17 protein-coding genes, 1 riboswitch and 1 other annotated feature are annotated in these 16,771 nt (G+C 37.5%); of the genes, 7 read left to right on the top strand and 10 right to left on the bottom strand.

Translation table 11 applies throughout. The annotated features are described in order from the left end of the window. Positions 1–6 precede the first annotated feature (6 nt). Positions 7–1,284 carry a BaiN/RdsA family NAD(P)/FAD-dependent oxidoreductase gene (locus tag ACFSCX_RS22575; RefSeq protein ID WP_377930500.1) on the top strand — a complete coding sequence of 426 codons (1,278 nt, stop codon included), beginning with the start codon at positions 7–9 and terminating at the stop codon, positions 1,282–1,284. Positions 1,285–1,540: 256 nt separating this feature from the next. Next, a complete protein-coding gene (locus tag ACFSCX_RS22570; protein ID WP_377930499.1) occupies positions 1,541–2,080 on the top strand; it encodes a site-2 protease family protein in 540 nt (179 codons plus the stop codon). Positions 2,081–2,117: 37 nt separating this feature from the next. Here ACFSCX_RS22570 and ACFSCX_RS22565 read toward each other — a convergent pair whose 3' ends face one another. The 6 genes from ACFSCX_RS22565 to ACFSCX_RS22540 form a co-directional block, all read right to left on the bottom strand. Beyond that, the gene (locus ACFSCX_RS22565) at positions 2,118–2,429 is read right to left on the bottom strand and encodes a rhodanese-like domain-containing protein (RefSeq protein WP_377930498.1); all 312 of its coding nucleotides are present in this window, start codon (positions 2,427–2,429) and stop codon (positions 2,118–2,120) included. 34 nt (positions 2,430–2,463) lie between these two features. Next, on the bottom strand, positions 2,464–3,003 hold the full coding sequence (locus ACFSCX_RS22560) for a hypothetical protein (RefSeq protein WP_377930497.1): 540 nt from the start codon (positions 3,001–3,003) through the stop codon (positions 2,464–2,466). A gap of 441 nt (positions 3,004–3,444) precedes the next feature. Continuing rightward, positions 3,445–5,859: a leucine--tRNA ligase gene (gene leuS, locus ACFSCX_RS22555; protein WP_377930496.1), complete on the bottom strand. Its 2,415-nt coding sequence runs from the start codon at positions 5,857–5,859 to the stop codon at positions 3,445–3,447. Positions 5,860–5,975: 116 nt separating this feature from the next. Next, positions 5,976–6,206, bottom strand: a binding site (T-box leader). A 75-nt stretch (positions 6,207–6,281) separates the two neighbouring features. Next, positions 6,282–7,466, bottom strand: a complete 1,185-nt coding sequence (locus ACFSCX_RS22550; RefSeq protein WP_377930495.1) for an MDR family MFS transporter — start codon at positions 7,464–7,466, stop codon at positions 6,282–6,284. 287 nt (positions 7,467–7,753) lie between these two features. After that, complete coding sequence (locus ACFSCX_RS22545) at positions 7,754–7,912, bottom strand: glycogen biosynthesis protein GlgD (RefSeq protein ID WP_377930647.1); 159 nt, start codon at positions 7,910–7,912, stop codon at positions 7,754–7,756. Between the two features lie 63 nt (positions 7,913–7,975). Next, positions 7,976–8,242 (bottom strand): YtzC family protein, encoded by a 267-nt coding sequence (locus ACFSCX_RS22540; protein WP_377930494.1) that lies wholly within the window; start codon positions 8,240–8,242, stop codon positions 7,976–7,978. A gap of 217 nt (positions 8,243–8,459) precedes the next feature. Between ACFSCX_RS22540 and mnmL the strand changes: the two genes are divergently transcribed. Then, positions 8,460–9,425, top strand: coding sequence for a tRNA modification radical SAM protein MnmL/YtqA (mnmL, locus tag ACFSCX_RS22535; RefSeq protein ID WP_377930493.1), 966 nt, complete (start codon positions 8,460–8,462; stop codon positions 9,423–9,425). Beyond that, positions 9,422–9,997 (top strand): tRNA 5-(aminomethyl)-2-thiouridylate-methyltransferase MnmM, encoded by a 576-nt coding sequence (gene mnmM, locus ACFSCX_RS22530; RefSeq protein WP_377930492.1) that lies wholly within the window; start codon positions 9,422–9,424, stop codon positions 9,995–9,997. The genes mnmL and mnmM overlap by 4 nt, the downstream gene beginning before the upstream one ends. 52 nt (positions 9,998–10,049) lie before the next feature. Here the strand turns inward: mnmM and ACFSCX_RS22525 are convergent, their stop codons facing one another. Next, the gene (locus tag ACFSCX_RS22525) at positions 10,050–11,132 is read right to left on the bottom strand and encodes a tetraprenyl-beta-curcumene synthase family protein (RefSeq protein WP_377930491.1); all 1,083 of its coding nucleotides are present in this window, start codon (positions 11,130–11,132) and stop codon (positions 10,050–10,052) included. A gap of 19 nt (positions 11,133–11,151) precedes the next feature. Further along, the gene (locus tag ACFSCX_RS22520) at positions 11,152–11,946 is read right to left on the bottom strand and encodes an alpha/beta hydrolase (RefSeq protein WP_377930490.1); all 795 of its coding nucleotides are present in this window, start codon (positions 11,944–11,946) and stop codon (positions 11,152–11,154) included. Between the two features lie 126 nt (positions 11,947–12,072). On the opposite strand from ACFSCX_RS22520, the gene ACFSCX_RS22515 reads away from it, so the two are divergent. The 3 genes from ACFSCX_RS22515 (at position 12,073) to ACFSCX_RS22505 (ending at position 14,486) form a co-directional block, all read left to right on the top strand. Continuing rightward, complete coding sequence (locus ACFSCX_RS22515; RefSeq protein WP_377930489.1) at positions 12,073–12,585, top strand: gamma carbonic anhydrase; 513 nt, start codon at positions 12,073–12,075, stop codon at positions 12,583–12,585. A 182-nt stretch (positions 12,586–12,767) separates the two neighbouring features. After that, positions 12,768–13,322, top strand: a complete 555-nt coding sequence (locus tag ACFSCX_RS22510; RefSeq protein ID WP_377930488.1) for a phosphatase PAP2 family protein — start codon at positions 12,768–12,770, stop codon at positions 13,320–13,322. Between the two features lie 18 nt (positions 13,323–13,340). Continuing rightward, entirely contained in the window at positions 13,341–14,486 is a 1,146-nt protein-coding gene (locus tag ACFSCX_RS22505) for a glycosyltransferase family 4 protein (RefSeq protein WP_377930487.1), read from the top strand. A gap of 228 nt (positions 14,487–14,714) precedes the next feature. Here ACFSCX_RS22505 and metK read toward each other — a convergent pair whose 3' ends face one another. Then, a complete protein-coding gene (metK, locus tag ACFSCX_RS22500) occupies positions 14,715–15,908 on the bottom strand; it encodes a methionine adenosyltransferase (protein WP_377930486.1) in 1,194 nt (397 codons plus the stop codon). Between the two features lie 298 nt (positions 15,909–16,206). After that, positions 16,207–16,316, bottom strand: a riboswitch (SAM riboswitch). 106 nt (positions 16,317–16,422) lie between these two features. Further along, positions 16,423–16,755 (bottom strand): hypothetical protein, encoded by a 333-nt coding sequence (locus ACFSCX_RS22495; RefSeq protein ID WP_377930485.1) that lies wholly within the window; start codon positions 16,753–16,755, stop codon positions 16,423–16,425. Positions 16,756–16,771: the final 16 nt, after the last annotated feature.

The raw sequence follows: 16,771 nt of genomic DNA, 5'->3' as shown, positions 1-16,771 counted from the left end.
ATCTACATGAAATTTGATTGTATTGTAATTGGTGGTGGCCCATCTGGGCTTATGGCGGCTATTGCAGCTGGGGAAGTAGGAGCAAACGTTTTACTCCTTGATAAAGGAGATAAATTAGGACGAAAACTCGCTATATCTGGTGGAGGCCGCTGTAATGTAACGAATCGTTTATCCGTCGATGAAATCATTAAACATATACCTGGTAATGGCCGATTTTTATATAGTGCTTTTTCTATATTTAATAATGAGGATATTATTCGTTTTTTTGAAGCGCTTGGTATTCAATTAAAAGAAGAAGATCATGGACGAATGTTTCCAGTAACAGATAAGGCCCAGTCTGTTGTGAATGTCTTATTAAACCAACTGGATAAATATAAGGTGACAATTTGGACAAATACACCTGTGAAAACCATTGATTATAGAAATGGTCAAACAAAAGCTGTTCAGTTGCAAAACGGTAAAGTGATTGAGAGCGAGCATGTCATTATAGCAGTAGGTGGAAAATCTGTTCCGCATACAGGATCTACTGGTGATGGTTATGCTTGGGCTGAAAAAGCTGGTCATACCGTAACTGATTTGTATCCAACTGAAGTACCTCTTACATCAAGTGAGCCATTTATTAAAAATAAAAGCCTACAGGGCCTTGCTTTAAGAGATGTAGCACTAAGTGTCGTGAATCCAAAAGGCAAAGTCATCATTACACATAAAATGGATATGCTCTTTACACACTTTGGTATTTCAGGTCCTGCTGTTCTTCGTTGTAGTCAATATGTCGTAAAGGCACAAAAAAAATTCAACACTAAAACAATTGAAATGAGAATTGATGCACTTCCTGATCAAGGGGAAGAAGCTCTATTTCAACAGGTAATCAAGCTTTTAAAGGAAGAGCCAAATAAAGCCATCAAAAATGTTCTTAAGGGACTTCTTCCTGAACGCTATCTCCTTTTCTTACTTGAACAAAATGAGCTTGATGAAAAAATAACCTTTCATCATCTTTCTAATGAAAAAATACGGGCGTTCGTTCATAGCTGTAAGCAATTCTCTTTTACCGTCGATGGTACGCTACCGATTGAAAAAGCATTTGTTACGGGTGGGGGGGTGTCAATAAAAGAAATCCATCCGAAAGAAATGTCTTCAAAGCTAGTTGAGGGGCTGTACTTCTGCGGGGAAGTATTAGATATTCACGGATACACAGGTGGATATAATATCACATCTGCTCTTGTTACAGGGCGCTTGGCTGGCATGACAGCTGGAAAAAATGCAATGAAGGTAAAATATCAGTAACCCTCTTGTCTACGAAGAGAAAAACAACACTTGATAAAGCTATTTGTGAGAAACGCGTTTCAAGAAAGGATTTAATGTTTGGCTAATAAAAATGGTCGACAGCGTTAACGTTGAAGGTGTTTTAGTGGGACTTTTACTAATTGTTTTTTGCCAAACTCAAAAATAGGTTTGGTAAACTTTATTCAACAAATATACAGGATTCTTTTAGCTAATGTAGAAAATATCTGTAGGATTGTTTTGTTGAGTGGGGGATCTTATGGATAGTTATGTACAATTTACAATCACTTTCTTGTTGTTTGTCTCCTTAATCCTTCCGCTTACTACGTTCGTTCATGAACTTGGTCATGCACTTACTGCATTATTATTGTTCAAAGAGCCAGTAGGAATAAGATTGGGAAACTCTATAAAGGGTTCTGGTTTTAAAGTAGGTAAACTAACGATCAAAATTCAACCTTTAAGTGGGTTTGTCGGATTTGTTGACTATCCTATACCTAAAGATAAGAATAACAGTGTCCTCCATGCTTTGATTTTAATTGCAGGTCCCGTTTTTTCATTTACTTTATGTTTATTTAGTTATATGCTAATCACATTTTTAGACTTTCAATTCATAATAAACTATTTATTAAAGTCTATTATGAATGCATCTTTGGCACAATTCATTTTTACAATCATCCCGATAAGATACCCATCATTATTCGGTTCGTATAGAGGAATGCCAAGTGATGGTTATAGAGTTATGAAATTAATGATGAAGTGGCGAGAAATAGCTAATACAAATCGAGGGAAACCTGACTGAATCAGGTTTCCTTCGATTATATTAACATCCAAATTTTCTAAAATTCAACTTCTCCGTCCCATTCAAGCATACCACCAACCATATTCACACACTTGAAGCCTTGATCCTGCAAATAATGACATACATTTTCACTGCGACGACCAGATCGGCAAATAAAAATATACTCCTTTCCTTTATCCAGCTCTTCCATTCGAATTGGTATCTCTCCCATTGGCATGTGCTTAGCACCAGGAACCATTCCATTCGCTACTTCTTCATGCTCACGTACGTCAATTAATTCTAATTTCTCACCTTTTTCTATACGTTCGTTTAATTCCGAAGGAGTAATAATTTTAATTTCTTGTTCCACCGTTCAACACCCTTTCTCTTAAGTAAAATAATTATTATTCATGAATACTAACAAAATCATCAACCATTTTCTCGATTTTTTCTATATAGCTATCTCGATTTTTCAAATCTATTTTCAAACAGTTTGAATAATCAATGATAAAAAATGCTTGGCAATCCTCACACCAAATCATATGTTTACTAGATAATTGCTGATAAAACCAGCCATGATCTAGCATTGACGTTAAAGCACGAATTAAATCATCTTTAAATTCTACGAGTCCTATTCCTTCCTCTCTGCAGTAGGTTAAGAGGTCTGGTCCATGAACAACATCTAAATAAATGACATACTTATCATCATCAAAGCCAATCAAGATGGGTACACATTCTGCACTTTGTAACTCAAGGAAACAGTCACGTTCAAGGATATAGTCAAATCGTTCAGTTGTATGATAGGCCTTTTTCCATATATTACATTCCTCATGAAAATAATAACTCCCAAGACACTGACTTTTACTAAACTCAATATCAGCTTCTATAATGGGTAATAATTTTCTTTTCTCTCGTTCAGAAATATAGGGACCAAATGTTATCAAAACGTTCTCTCCATTTTCACATTCAATTTACAAAGGTTATTATAACTCTAAATTCAGGGATTATAAAGAAACAACCATACTTGAAATATAGTAACTAATCGATCCCTACATCAGTTTGCAGGATTTATTTTTTCAATGCGTTACTTTTAAGTTGCGAATCAAGACATCATCACCAAATTCATTTGGATTTTTAGACAAAAGGCTAAGGGCGCCCCGATTAGCCTCAGGCAGAGCAACTGTTCCTAAATGAGGAAAAGGGTGCATTTCCCCGTTTACTCATTTAAGGTTATTTGACCTCGAGTAGGATGAAATGGCAAAGATCGTCCCCATTTCCTCTTGGCTGGGTGCTGGAGCTGGATTTAGCAGTAACTTGTATAAACTAAACACCAGAAACTTATGCTTTCTTAACTTTTAAAAAAAGAAGCAGAAAAATCTGCTTCTTTAATTTGCTACAATATTTACTAGCTTCCCAGGGACCGCAATCACTTTACGGACCGTTTTCCCTGCAATTTGCTCTTTGACGATACTATCAGCTAAAGCCATTTCTTCAAGCTGTTCTTTTGTAGCATCAACCTTTACAAGGACTTTTGCTTTTACTTTTCCATTAATTTGAACTACAATTTCAACTTCATCTTCAACCAGTTTTGCCTCTTCATATGCTGGCCATGCCTCATACGTAATTGTTCCACTGTGTCCAAGTTTCTCCCAAAGCTCTTCAGCAAGGTGTGGAGCAACAGGAGAAAGAAGCTTCACAAATCCTTCCACAAATTCTTTCGGAATCTCTGTTGCTTTATAAGCTTCATTGATAAATACCATCATTTGTGAAATCGCTGTGTTAAAGCGAAGCCCGTCATAATCGTCTGTTACCTTTTTCACTGTTTGATGGTACACCTTCTCTAGTGAGGATGAATTCGAGTCTTTAATGATTGGATTTAACGATCCATTCTCGTCAACAAACAATCTCCACACTCGATCTAGGAAACGACGAGATCCGTCTAAGCCTTTTGTTGACCAAGCAATAGACGCTTCAAGTGGCCCCATGAACATTTCGTAAAGTCGTAATGTGTCTGCTCCATGACTTTCAATAATCTCATCAGGATTTACAACATTTCCTTTTGACTTACTCATTTTTTCATTATTTTCACCGAGGATCATGCCTTGGTTAAATAGTCTTTGGAATGGCTCTTTAGTAGGGACAACTCCAATATCGTATAAAAACTTGTGCCAGAAACGGGCATATAGTAAATGAAGAACTGCATGCTCTGCACCACCGATATAAATATCAACTGGTAGCCATTGTTTTAGCTTTTCAGGGTCAGCAAGCTTCTCTTGATTATGCGGGTCAATATAGCGTAGGTAGTACCAACAGCTTCCACCCCATTGTGGCATTGTATTTGTCTCACGACGACCTTTTTTACCTGTTTCCGGATCTACGACATTGACCCAGTCTTCAATCGCTGCAAGTGGTGACTCCCCTGTACCTGAAGGACGAATTTCAGTTGTTTTGGGTAAAACAAGTGGTAATTCCGAATCCGGCACAGCTGTCATTGTTCCATCTTCCCAGTGGATAATTGGAATTGGCTCTCCCCAATAACGCTGACGGCTGAACAACCAATCACGAAGGCGATAAGAAACCTTTTTCTCACCTTTTCCGTTCTCTTCAAGCCACTTTATGGCCTCTTTAATGCCGTCATCTTTATTTAGACCATTTAAGAAGTCAGAATTTACGTGTTCACCATCACCAGTGTATGCTTCTTTTGAAACATCGCCGCCTGAAACAACCTCTTTAATTGGTAGGTCGAATTTAACAGCAAACTCATAATCCCGTTCATCATGAGCAGGTACGGCCATAATGGCACCTGTTCCATATGACATCAACACATAATCAGCAATCCAGATAGGCATTTTCTCACCGTTGATTGGATTTACCGCGTATGCCCCAGTGAAAGCACCCGTTTTTTCTTTAGAAAGCTCCGTACGTTCTAAATCGCTCTTAGTCTTCATTTTCTCAATATAGGCATGTACCGCTTCCTTTTGTTCAGCTGTTGTGATGACATCAACAAATGGGTGTTCTGGAGCTAATACCGCATATGTTGCACCGAACAATGTATCAGGGCGAGTGGTGAAAACGGTAAAGCTTTCTTGATGCCCCTCGATTGTGAAGTGTACATGAGCACCCTCTGAACGACCAATCCAGTTCCGCTGCATGTCTTTTAGACTTTCTGGCCAATCAAGCTCTTCTAAATCTTCAAGTAGACGGTCAGCATATGCTGTAATTTTAAGCATCCATTGCTTCATTGGACGGCGCTCAACTGGATGCCCACCACGCTCACTTTTTCCGTCAATTACTTCTTCATTTGCAAGAACCGTTCCAAGCGCTGGACACCAGTTTACTGGAATCTCGTCTATATAAGCCAATCCTTTTTCATATAGTTTCAAGAAAATCCATTGCGTCCACTTGTAATAATTCGGATCGGTAGTATTTACTTCGCGATCCCAGTCATAAGAGAAGCCTAGCTCCTTTATTTGACGACGGAACGTATTAATGTTTTGTTCTGTAAACTCAGCTGGATCATTTCCTGTATCTAATGCATATTGCTCTGCAGGCAATCCGAATGCGTCCCATCCCATTGGATGAAGAACATTATAGCCTTGCATTCGTTTCATACGGGATACGATATCTGTCGCTGTGTACCCTTCAGGATGACCAACATGAAGACCTGCTCCGGATGGATACGGAAACATATCTAAAGCGTAAAACTTCGGATTACCTTTATCCTCCTTTGTCTTGAATGATTGATTACTTTCCCAATAGTGCTGCCATTTCTTCTCAATCTGTTGATGATCGAAAGCCATTTTTCTTCCTCCTTATGTGTTTCACTACCGTTTGGATAGTTACTTCCTGTATGTCTTCGTTGCTTACTACAAGTTTTTACAACTTGGGACGAAAATAAAAAAACCCCCATCCCTAATAAAGGGACGAGAGTTTATTGTTTATTCCCGCGGTACCACCCAAATTAATACTATTGCTAGTATTCGCTTGACTCCTTAACGCGGATGCACGTCAAACATTACTAAGTCGAAGAGACTGTTCACATTTGAAACTTGAAGGCGAGTTCATGATAGCCTTTGGATTGACTTGCACCTACCGTCAACTCTCTAAACCTATCTCCATCATTACTATTCCTTCGCACTGTTTTCTAATTTTTGTATTTGTATTGTATTGTAATGAAATCAACTAAAAACATCAAGCCTATTTTGGAACTTTTTCTTAAATTCTATACAGCAATCGCCTGAGTTTCCTCTTTTTTAAGATTTTTGTCATAGAAATAAGTTGTCACAATCGATAAGGCAAGCACGCCCATTAATAAGAAAAATAAAGCATGGATGCTATAAAAATCGACCATTAGGCCTCCTACAACTGGACCAAGCATTCTACCACCAGTTGCTGCACTATTTACGACACCTTGATAAAAGCCTTCTCTACCTTTTGGTGCTAATTCATTGGCTACAGTTGGAACAGCAGGCCATACAAACATTTCACCAATCGTTAAAATGACCATTGCCACGACAAAGCCAGTAAATTGTGTGGCATTCGAGACAATGACAAACGAACCTATGAATATGATTAATCCTAAAATAATCTGGGACTTTAATGTCTTAGCAAATACACGAACAATCGTCGAGACAAAAGGCTGTGCTAGAACGATAAGTGCTCCATTTATTGTCCATAATAAGCTATATTGATTTAATGATATATTTAAATCTTGTGTATAGGAAGCAATGTTTGACTGCCATTGTACATAGGCCATCCAGGAAAGCATATACCCGATACAAAGAACTAAAAGTGCAGTAAATTTTGTTTTATTTTTAATCGTTAGCTTCTGCTCTAATATACTTGTTTGCTTTGTCTTCTCAACATGAATACCTTTAAATGAAAAGATTGCTAGTAAGAAAAACAGTGCATACATACCTGCATTTGCTATGAATGTTAGTTCAAATGATATATTCGCAACGAACCCACCTAGAGCAGCTCCCACGGCAACCCCAATATTTTGAGCAACATACATTGAATTAAACGGCTTCCTACCACCTTCTGGCCAAACTGAACCAGCCATTGCATACATTGATGGGAAAACCATACCGGAGCCTAGTCCAAGAAACATTAAAAATACAACATAATATGGCCAGCTATGATTCCAAACTAAGCCAATTGCTGAAAGTGATGTGATGATAACACCGATTAAAATCGAACGATATCCACCGAAACGATCGAATAAAAAACCACCAACTAAGTTCCCAACAACACCAGAAGCACTATTTAACATGAGTACGACACCTGCCATCGTTAACGACTTCCCGAGGACATCGTGTATATAAATAACATTTAGAGGCCATAAAAACGAAGAACCAACAACATTAATAACCATTCCTATAAGTAATAGCCACAATTTTTTAGGCATGTTGTGACCTCCTCATTTTTCATATTTACCTCGTAAATTGTATTCCTTTTCTTTACAGGGGGCAATATGTAAAACGTAACATTTTTCGGTTTTCGAAATATTTAATAATTTTGAAAATTAGAAAGACTCACACCAACTTCTTAGTGGTAAGTGGTTACCGATTTTTTTCTAACTACAATACTCTAATTAATATGTTGTAAAAGTAAGTAGGCTTTCATTTACATGATGATTTTATCTAAATTCGTAATAAAAAAACTGCCCTCTTCGTAGAGAGGACAGTTTTTCTATTAGTGTTGACCCTTTGATCGATCTGGTTGTGCACGTTTTGCATTCTTTTTCTTTACTTGTTTCACAGGATCAAAGTCAGCACCAATCTCCATATCTTGGTTGTTAATACCATTTTTCGTTTTTTGCTCTGGATTATTTTGATCTGAACGGTGTTGCATGATTACTGCACCTCCAAAAAAATATTCGACAAAACGTGACAAGTGACTGTCACCTGTCGAAGTTTAGGCATGTGGATAGATGATCATTTCGTTTTGGATTTGTTGAAGCTGAAGTCTCATACGATCGATTTGTTCTTTTTGCTGCGTGTTCCCACTATGTGCTAGTTGGCCGAGCTCTATCACTGTTCTTTCGAGCTCTTGTTGAGCTTTTGTATATTCAGTTTGGTTATAGTGTTCTTGTTTTTTTGCTTCAGTGAACTGTTCCTTTGCATAGCGAAGTGTATCTTCCGCCATTTGTAAATATTCTTCAACAGATTGACGTGTTGCCATTATTATTACCTCCTTCACAATCCGAACAATCGATGAAGAAATAACTTCATCCACAATAGTTTATACAACAAACCAACTTCCTATCATAGCTATACACAGGTTGTTTTTCCCACTCGTTCCCTTTTTCAATCTATTGGTCATTCCATCAATTCATGATAAAATTTTCAGTATGTATGTAACGATACAAAGTCTTATACACAAAAAGGAGGACTGAAGCATGAATCAGTCTAATCCATTCCCATATACGGATGATCAAAAACGATACCATTCTTGGAATTACCATTTGCGTCAGCACTTTGGACATAAAGTTTTTAAGGTTGCGATTGACGGTGGATTTGATTGTCCAAACCGTGATGGTACAGTAGCCCATGGAGGCTGTACATTTTGTAGTGTTGCTGGTTCAGGTGATTTCGCCGGAAGCCGCGCCGAATCAATTGAAAAGCAGTTCCATACGATCAAAGATAAAATGCATCAAAAGTGGAAAGACGGTAAGTATTTAGGCTATTTTCAGGCTTTCACTAATACGCATGCCCCCGTTTCAGAGCTTAAGGAAAAATACGAGACGGTTCTAAAACAAGAAGGCGTTGTGGGCCTATCCATTGCAACAAGACCAGATTGTCTTCCAGATGATGTAGTTGAATACTTGGCTGAGATAAATGAACGAACTTATTTATGGGTAGAGCTTGGTTTACAAACAGTTCATGAGCACACAGCACATTTGATCAACAGGGCTCATGATTATGAATGTTATATAAAAGGTGTTGAAAAGCTCCGTAAGCATAACATTAACATTTGTTCTCATATCATTAATGGCCTTCCACAAGAAACACCAGAAATGATGATGACAACAGCCAAAGAAGTAGCCAAGTTGGATGTTCAAGGTATAAAAATACACTTACTACACCTTCTCAAAGGCACTCCAATGGTAAAGCAATATGAAAAAGGCTTGTTAGAATTTTTATCATTAGATCAATATGTCCAACTAGTGTGTGACCAACTTGAGTTATTGCCACCTGAAATGATAATCCATCGTATTACTGGGGATGGGCCGCCTGACCTAATGATTGGACCAATGTGGAGCTTAAATAAGTGGCAAGTTATTAATGCAATTGAAGCAGAGCTTATAAAAAGAAATAGTTACCAAGGAAAATATCACCAGAAAGAACGTGTGAATATCGGATGATTCTCGACAGAATATTACCATTTGCCAGGACATTGCTAACAAAAGCCATCTCTCAAGGGGATATTGCCATTGATGCAACAATTGGAAATGGGCATGATACCGTTTTTTTAGCAGAACTAGTTGGTGAACAAGGACATGTTTATGGCTTTGATATTCAAAAAGAAGCAATTGATTCCGCCTCTGGTCGGCTTCAAGAACATAACCTACAGGACCGAGCCACCTTATATCTAAGTGGGCATGAACATGTTCAAAGTATGCTTCCTTCAGACGAATCCAGAAATATTGGGGGAGCAATATTTAACCTAGGCTACCTTCCTGGTGGAGATAAAAAAATTGTTACTACACCTAGTACTACAATATCGGCTATTGAACAAATTATCTCTATGTTAAAGCCAGAAGGAATACTGGTTTTAGTCATTTACCACGGTCATCTCGAAGGGATAATTGAACGTGACCAATTAGTGGAGTATGTAGAACGTTTAGATCAAAAAAAAGTGCACGTCTTGCGTTATCAATTTATGAACCAACAAAATAATCCCCCTTTTATTATTGCCATTGAAAAAAGAACCTAGTTTTGAACTGCCCCCCAAAAGTTAGAATGATAACTTTTGGGAGGACATCTCATTACACAGGTTCTTTTTTCAATTTTTTCCACTTTCGAAAGGCTCGTCCATTTATATAAAAGAAATAGCTAATGATTCCGCCCTGCCTGATCAATGTCTTAGATAGATGACGGACATCTTTTTGATAATTCACTTTATCATCGGATAAATAAAGCCCTAACAAGCCTCGGTTGATTAAACGATGAAACTTTTCATGCGGTATTCCTTTTATTTGATTATCGGCTTCCACAATGAAATGACGAAATCGTTCTATTAACCGATTTCCATCGGGGTAATAAAAACAAAAATTGAGGTCCCCTCCTTTTTGATCCTCCTCTTGATCGATAAAATAATCTAGAAGTATATGTAAGCCTTGAACATATGGGAAATAGCCATTTCGAATTTTAAGTACATCTTGCTCATCTAAATGTTCCTGAAAGGCATACGAAACTAAGCAAAATATTCCTAAAGTAGATCCAGAACAAGCACCAAATTCATACCATTCCATGTCTGGCAAATTCCGTTGATAAGAAGAAAACCATTTTTCTAACCTTCCCACTCTCTCCTCTTTGGCTACATGCTTATGAACTTGTAAGGCACAGTAATACTCCGCTAACTCTAACAAATGAGATTGAATAAGATGATAGTGCTTTTTAGGCAGCAAATGTAATACTTCTTGACATGTTACGACTAAATCCCTTAAGTATCCACCATCATCTCGATCCTCACGAAAGCGATAATAATCCAAGGGTAGATTCCCATCTATTGTAAGAGCATGTGGCATTGATTCGTGTAACGCCTCAAAATCAGCAGGATCTAGAGAAGTACTTCTATCACATAAATTATCTAAATAGTCACTGATTGTTTGGTATGCCACGATAAAACGGATACATTCATCTATATGCTCGAATGAAAGAAGAGCTAGAATAGCTCCCCCTTCACAATGAAATGTTTTAGTTTGAATACTTGCCAATGCCTGTGATCGAAGTTCTGGATTTGGAATTTCTTCAGCACGCTTTCTCCAAACTGCTAAATGCTTCTTTACAAGCGGAAAAACGTCTTTATAGACTTTAGGCATTAAACTCAAAGGGTTTGATGGCACCATAGTCACCAACACTCCTTTCCTATTCGAGTTCGAGTTGGGTTTCTACAAATCTCTTCGCATATTCAAATACCTTATCTCGTTCAGGTTCGTTAAATAATTCATGATATAAGCCTGGCCATTCTTTGTACGTTTTATCAGTTAGTAGTGATAAATCAAACCACTCTTTCCCTTTCGTTTTATCAACTACCTCATCACTCCCACTCTGCATGAATAACACAGGTATGTCTGGAAACTTGTTGATATTACTGAAAGCTAAAGCATGTGCTTGGATTATTTCTCGAAACCATCTTACCGTAATCTTCTTAACATAAAGTGAATCATTTTTAGTAAAAGTGATCACTTCTTTATTTCTTGTAACCATCTCAGCATTTAGACCTGTACTGAATCGAAATGAAGGAAATAGATGATTTAGTACCTTAGACGCTGAATTTAACACCCTTGAAGGAGTTAATCCTTCTGCAAGGGCTAGCCATGGTGAAGACAACATAACACCCTTTACCGAGAGTTGTTTTTCTTGCAGGCTTCTTATTACAATTAATCCACCCATGCTATGACCAAGTAAAAAAATCGGAAGTTCATATCGCTGCGCTTCTTTATACCACATTTCAACTGTCTCAATATACTCATCGAAGCTGTTTATATGCCCCCTTTGACTACGTGAAGTAGTTCCGTGGCCAGGTAGGTCACCCATGATGACATGATATCCTTCACATCTCCACATTTCAATTAACCAGCGGTAGCGACCATGATGCTCAGCTGCGCCATGAACTATCACGATTACGCCCTTCGGATTATCAGCTTCCCACTTCCACATGCTTATCCCCCCTAGAAATCCTTAACAATAGCTTATCGGTTTTGATACAATACAACAAGATGGAAATACTCTAGTTTCCGCTACAAGAACTAAGCAAATAAAATATTTCACAAAGGAGACACATTCATGATTTACCCTTACCATGGCAAAACACCGATTATTTCAGATAGCGCTTTTATTGCGGACTTCGTCACAATTACTGGTGATGTAAAAATTGGTGAAAACAGCAGTATTTGGTTCAATACAGTGATTCGAGGTGATGTTTCACCGACAATCATTGGCAACAACGTAAATGTTCAAGATAATTGTGTTCTTCATCAAAGTCCAAATCGCCCCCTCATTCTTGAAGATGATGTGACGATTGGCCATGCAGTGATATTACATAGTTCCATCATCAAAAAAGGAGCATTAATTGGAATGGGTTCTATTGTACTTGATGGTGCAGAGATTGGCGAAGGTGCATTTATTGGTGCTGGCAGCCTAGTACCACCTGGAAAAATAATTCCTCCTAACTCATTAGCCTTCGGACGTCCAGTTAAAGTTGTTAGAACCTTGGAGAAGGAGGATATAAAAGATATGGAACGTATTCGAAGAGAATATGTTGAAAAAGGCCAATATTATAAATCCTTACAAAAGTAGATGCTTTATTTGTCCCTATTCATAAACTTTGTTAAATATTCATAAATTTTATATAAATATGAAGAAAAAATGATGCGAAAATTTAACAATTGCTTATTATTCGCAAAATATTTACCCTCTAAAATAAAGATAGAGTTTGTTCCATGTATAGCCTTTAAAGAAACCAAAGGGGTAGATATAGAATGACAAAAATTCTTGCCAATTTATATGATTTTGAGTGTCATATATTTCGGAGTGTGAATAGACATTTTGATCATAAATTCTTAAACTTCTATTTCCGAAATATTACTCATTTAGGTGGAGCTACCTTTACAATTGCTTCAGTCCTTATTTTTTTCGTATTGTCATCATCACAGACGAAATATGTCGGACTCGCTAGTGGGCTGTCGTTATTAATCAGCCACCTCCCAGTAGTGTTTGTAAAAAAAATATATCCGCGCCGTCGACCTTATTTAGCTTTACAAGAAACAAAAGTAACAGTGAATCCATTAAAGGATCATTCGTTCCCATCTGGTCATACAACTGCCATTTTTTCTATCGTAATTCCATTATTTCTTTGGATGCCAATTTTGGGACTTCTTCTACTACCTATCGCAATAAGTGTAGGATTATCAAGAATTTACCTTGGTCTTCATTATCCTTCTGATGTTTTAGTCGGAAGCATTCTCGGTACTCTTACTGGACTTGCTTCTTTTGCCTTTATAGAACATAAATTGATGAATTTTTTGATTCTATAAATGATGGAGGGACATTTGATGAAAATTGCGATTTTTACAGATACGTTTGCGCCACAAGTAAATGGAGTAGCCAGAACACTAAAACGCTTTACGGACTATTTAGATCAGCAAGGAATCGATTATAAGGTCTTCGCACCTGATTGTACAAAAGATGAAGAATTATTTTCAACACATATTCATCGCTTTACTAGCTTGCCCTTTTTTCTTTATCCAGAGTGTAGGTTAGCCCTGCCAAATATGCTTCACGTTAGAAACCAATTATCACAATTTAAGCCTGACATTATTCATGTGGCCACACCATTTAATGTCGGGCTCTGTGGTATTCATTATGCTAAAAAACTCAATATCCCTCTAGTAGGCTCATACCATACTGACTTTGATCAATATCTGGAGTATTATGACCTACAATTCCTTTCTACACTTCTATGGAAATACATGACTTGGTTTCACCGCTCCTTTTTAAAAACCTTTGTCCCATCACAAGAAACAAAAGAACAGCTCAGAAGGCATGGTTTCACAAATCTACATGTTTGGAGTAGAGGTGTAGATGGCTCTGTCTTCAAACCATTAGAAAGCACACAGCAATTACGTCAAAAATATGATATCCACGAAAAGTATATCCTTTCCTATGTAGGAAGACTAGCTCCTGAAAAAGACGTGGATACCCTATTGGGTATCATGAATCAACTACCTTTAGCTCTTCAACATAATGTTCGGTTTTTAATTGTCGGTGATGGACCATCAAAGGCTGATCTTGAACGACAAGTTCCTACTAACGTTACTTTTACAGGATATTTAGGTGGTCAGGAGCTAGCAGAAGTTTATGCAGGCTCTGATTTATTCATTTTTCCTTCACCTACTGAAACCTTTGGGAATGTAGTGCTCGAAGCATTGGCTTGTGGTACACCTGTTGTGGGTGCAAATTCTGGAGGAGTAAAAAATATTATTAAAAATGGAATAACCGGTATTCTTTGTGAACCTAAAAAAGTTAGCTCGTTTGTCCATGCTATTGAATCCCTTTTATCAAATGATGAACTACGAAAAAATATGCAACATGAGGCAAGGACATATGCTTTAACACAAACCTGGGACTCCATCTTTGAGAGTTTACTTTATGAATATGAAACAGCCTTGCATCGTTCTAATGAAAAAAAGTTTGCCTAACTTTTAATCAGAAGAAAAGGCACAAGCGCCCCGTTTAGCCACAGGCAGAGCAAATCGTCTGTCATGAAAAGAAGGTGGTTTTTCCTTTTATTCATGACAGGTTGTTTGACCTCGAGTGGCTGGGTGATTGTGCTGGATTCCAAGTCACTAGCCCATTCTCTTACTGAAAACTTATACTTTCATAATAATAAATAAAAGGAACTGCATGTTTGCAGTTCCTTCTTTTAATTATGCTTGAGATTTTAACGCAGCAGCCTTGTCTGTACGCTCCCAAGGTAGATCTAAATCATTGCGTCCGAAGTGACCGTAAGCAGCTGTTTGCTTATAAATTGGACGACGTAAATCTAGCATTTTAATAATTCCTGCTGGGCGAAGGTCAAAATTGTTACGGATAAGATCAACTAATACTTCTTCATCAACAGTACCTGTTCCAAATGTATCAACCGCAATGGATACTGGTTGAGCAACTCCGATTGCATATGCTAATTGAACCTCAGCCTTATCAGCTAAACCAGCAGCTACAATATTTTTTGCAACGTAACGTGCAGCATATGCAGCTGAGCGGTCAACCTTTGTAGGATCCTTACCAGAGAAGGCACCGCCGCCATGACGAGCGTATCCGCCATACGTATCAACAATAATCTTACGACCTGTTAATCCTGCGTCTCCTTGTGGTCCACCAATTACAAAGCGTCCAGTTGGGTTAATAAAATATTTCGTGTTTTCATCAATTAGCTCTTTTGGTACAACAGGATCGATAACATGCTCTTTTAAATTACGGTGAATTTGTTCATTTGATACTTCTGGGTGATGCTGAGTGGAGATAACGATTGTATCAATACGAACTGGTACATTATTTTCATCATACTCAACCGTTACTTGTGTTTTTCCATCTGGACGTAGGTAAGGTAAAATTTCCTCTTTACGTACTTCTGTTAAACGACGAGATAATTTATGTGCTAATGAAATAGGCAATGGCATAAGTTCTTTTGTTTCATTACAAGCAAATCCAAACATAAGCCCTTGGTCACCAGCACCAATAGCTTCAATTTCTGCATCTGTCATTTGACCTTCACGAGCCTCTAGAGCTTGATCTACACCCATTGCAATATCTGCTGATTGCTCATCAATAGATGTTAGTACTGCACAAGTTTCTGCATCGAAACCATATTTTGCACGTGTATAGCCAATTTCTCGAATTGTTTCACGAACAATTTTTGGAATATCCACATATGTAGATGTTGTAATTTCCCCAGCAACTAGTACTAGACCTGTCGTTACAGATGTTTCACACGCTACACGTGCATTCGCATCCTTGGATAAAATTGCATCCAAAATCGAGTCAGAGATTTGGTCACAAATTTTATCAGGATGTCCTTCCGTTACAGATTCAGATGTAAATAAACGGCGTTTGTTTGACATCTTTTCATTATTCCTCCCTTATTCAATAAGAGGTTGTTCACCTCAAAGTTGATACGGTACTCATTCCCTTATTATTCTTAATCAAACACATTTTTATTAGAAAATTTTTGCTTAGCCAGAGTAATATATGTTAGATAAAACAAAGGTGTTCTTCCTTATACATGTATACCTGATTAGCTTATACAAAAACATGTTTTCATAATCCGATGTCAGAAGATAGGGCTAATTATATGTAGATAAAATAAAAAAACCTCTCCCATTTATAGAGGAAAGGTTTGTTGTATGTGTTAGCCTTTCGCTCTTATCGTTCAAGGCAGCTGCCTTGCAACAGGTTAGCACCTTATCATATTTTCATGATGGTTGCTGGGTTTCATAGGGCCTGTTCCCTCCACCTGCTCGGGATAAGAGAGTATCCGTTCGGCTCATATCATAACGTACTTAGTCGAATCCTGTCAATAACGAAATCAATACTTTTTATTTTAGATTTTACTTGTTTCCTTTAAATATGGTAAAACTAATACGGAGTATCATTATTTTTTTGGTTTTTTGTATCATTTTCTTTCTTTATTTCATCATGTATTTTGTATTTCATTAGTTCCTTTTCATTAATTCTCGGTTTTACTTGACTGTAAACACCACTAGCTGTTAACCCAATGATTAATGCAGTTAAGAGCCTTTCTGTCCAAAATTGTGGTATAAATACAAATAGTAGACCGAATCCAACCGCTAATAGGGATCGATACTTTTTATCAATTGAAAAGGCATTTCCTACTACCGTTACAAATGCAGCAATGATCGCGGCAATGGTAGCATAATCAAATGTACTTAGATTCATTAAATCCATCATTTAATATCCCTCCTCT

This window comes from Bacillus salitolerans (assembly GCF_042680805.1).
Classification (GTDB): domain Bacteria; phylum Bacillota; class Bacilli; order Bacillales; family SA4; genus Bacillus_CJ; species Bacillus_CJ salitolerans.
Note: the sequence above shows the minus strand (reverse complement) of the source record. Positions and strands in the feature narration are given on the sequence as shown.

What these genes read in the sequence shown, in the direction of transcription:
- ACFSCX_RS22575 (WP_377930500.1), top strand. Translation starts at nt 7, where the DNA reads ATGAAATTTGATTGTATTGTAATTGGTGGTGGCCCATCTGGGCTTATG.
- ACFSCX_RS22570 (WP_377930499.1), top strand. Translation starts at nt 1,541, where the DNA reads ATGGATAGTTATGTACAATTTACAATCACTTTCTTGTTGTTTGTCTCC.
- leuS (WP_377930496.1), bottom strand. Translation starts at nt 5,859, where the DNA reads ATGGCTTTCGATCATCAACAGATTGAGAAGAAATGGCAGCACTATTGG.
- ACFSCX_RS22550 (WP_377930495.1), bottom strand. Translation starts at nt 7,466, where the DNA reads ATGCCTAAAAAATTGTGGCTATTACTTATAGGAATGGTTATTAATGTT.
- ACFSCX_RS22545 (WP_377930647.1), bottom strand. Translation starts at nt 7,912, where the DNA reads ATGCAACACCGTTCAGATCAAAATAATCCAGAGCAAAAAACGAAAAAT.
- ACFSCX_RS22540 (WP_377930494.1), bottom strand. Translation starts at nt 8,242, where the DNA reads ATGGCAACACGTCAATCTGTTGAAGAATATTTACAAATGGCGGAAGAT.
- mnmL (WP_377930493.1), top strand. Translation starts at nt 8,460, where the DNA reads ATGAATCAGTCTAATCCATTCCCATATACGGATGATCAAAAACGATAC.
- mnmM (WP_377930492.1), top strand. Translation starts at nt 9,422, where the DNA reads ATGATTCTCGACAGAATATTACCATTTGCCAGGACATTGCTAACAAAA.
- ACFSCX_RS22525 (WP_377930491.1), bottom strand. Translation starts at nt 11,132, where the DNA reads ATGGTGCCATCAAACCCTTTGAGTTTAATGCCTAAAGTCTATAAAGAC.
- ACFSCX_RS22520 (WP_377930490.1), bottom strand. Translation starts at nt 11,946, where the DNA reads ATGTGGAAGTGGGAAGCTGATAATCCGAAGGGCGTAATCGTGATAGTT.
- ACFSCX_RS22515 (WP_377930489.1), top strand. Translation starts at nt 12,073, where the DNA reads ATGATTTACCCTTACCATGGCAAAACACCGATTATTTCAGATAGCGCT.
- ACFSCX_RS22510 (WP_377930488.1), top strand. Translation starts at nt 12,768, where the DNA reads ATGACAAAAATTCTTGCCAATTTATATGATTTTGAGTGTCATATATTT.
- ACFSCX_RS22505 (WP_377930487.1), top strand. Translation starts at nt 13,341, where the DNA reads ATGAAAATTGCGATTTTTACAGATACGTTTGCGCCACAAGTAAATGGA.
- metK (WP_377930486.1), bottom strand. Translation starts at nt 15,908, where the DNA reads ATGTCAAACAAACGCCGTTTATTTACATCTGAATCTGTAACGGAAGGA.
- ACFSCX_RS22495 (WP_377930485.1), bottom strand. Translation starts at nt 16,755, where the DNA reads ATGATGGATTTAATGAATCTAAGTACATTTGATTATGCTACCATTGCC.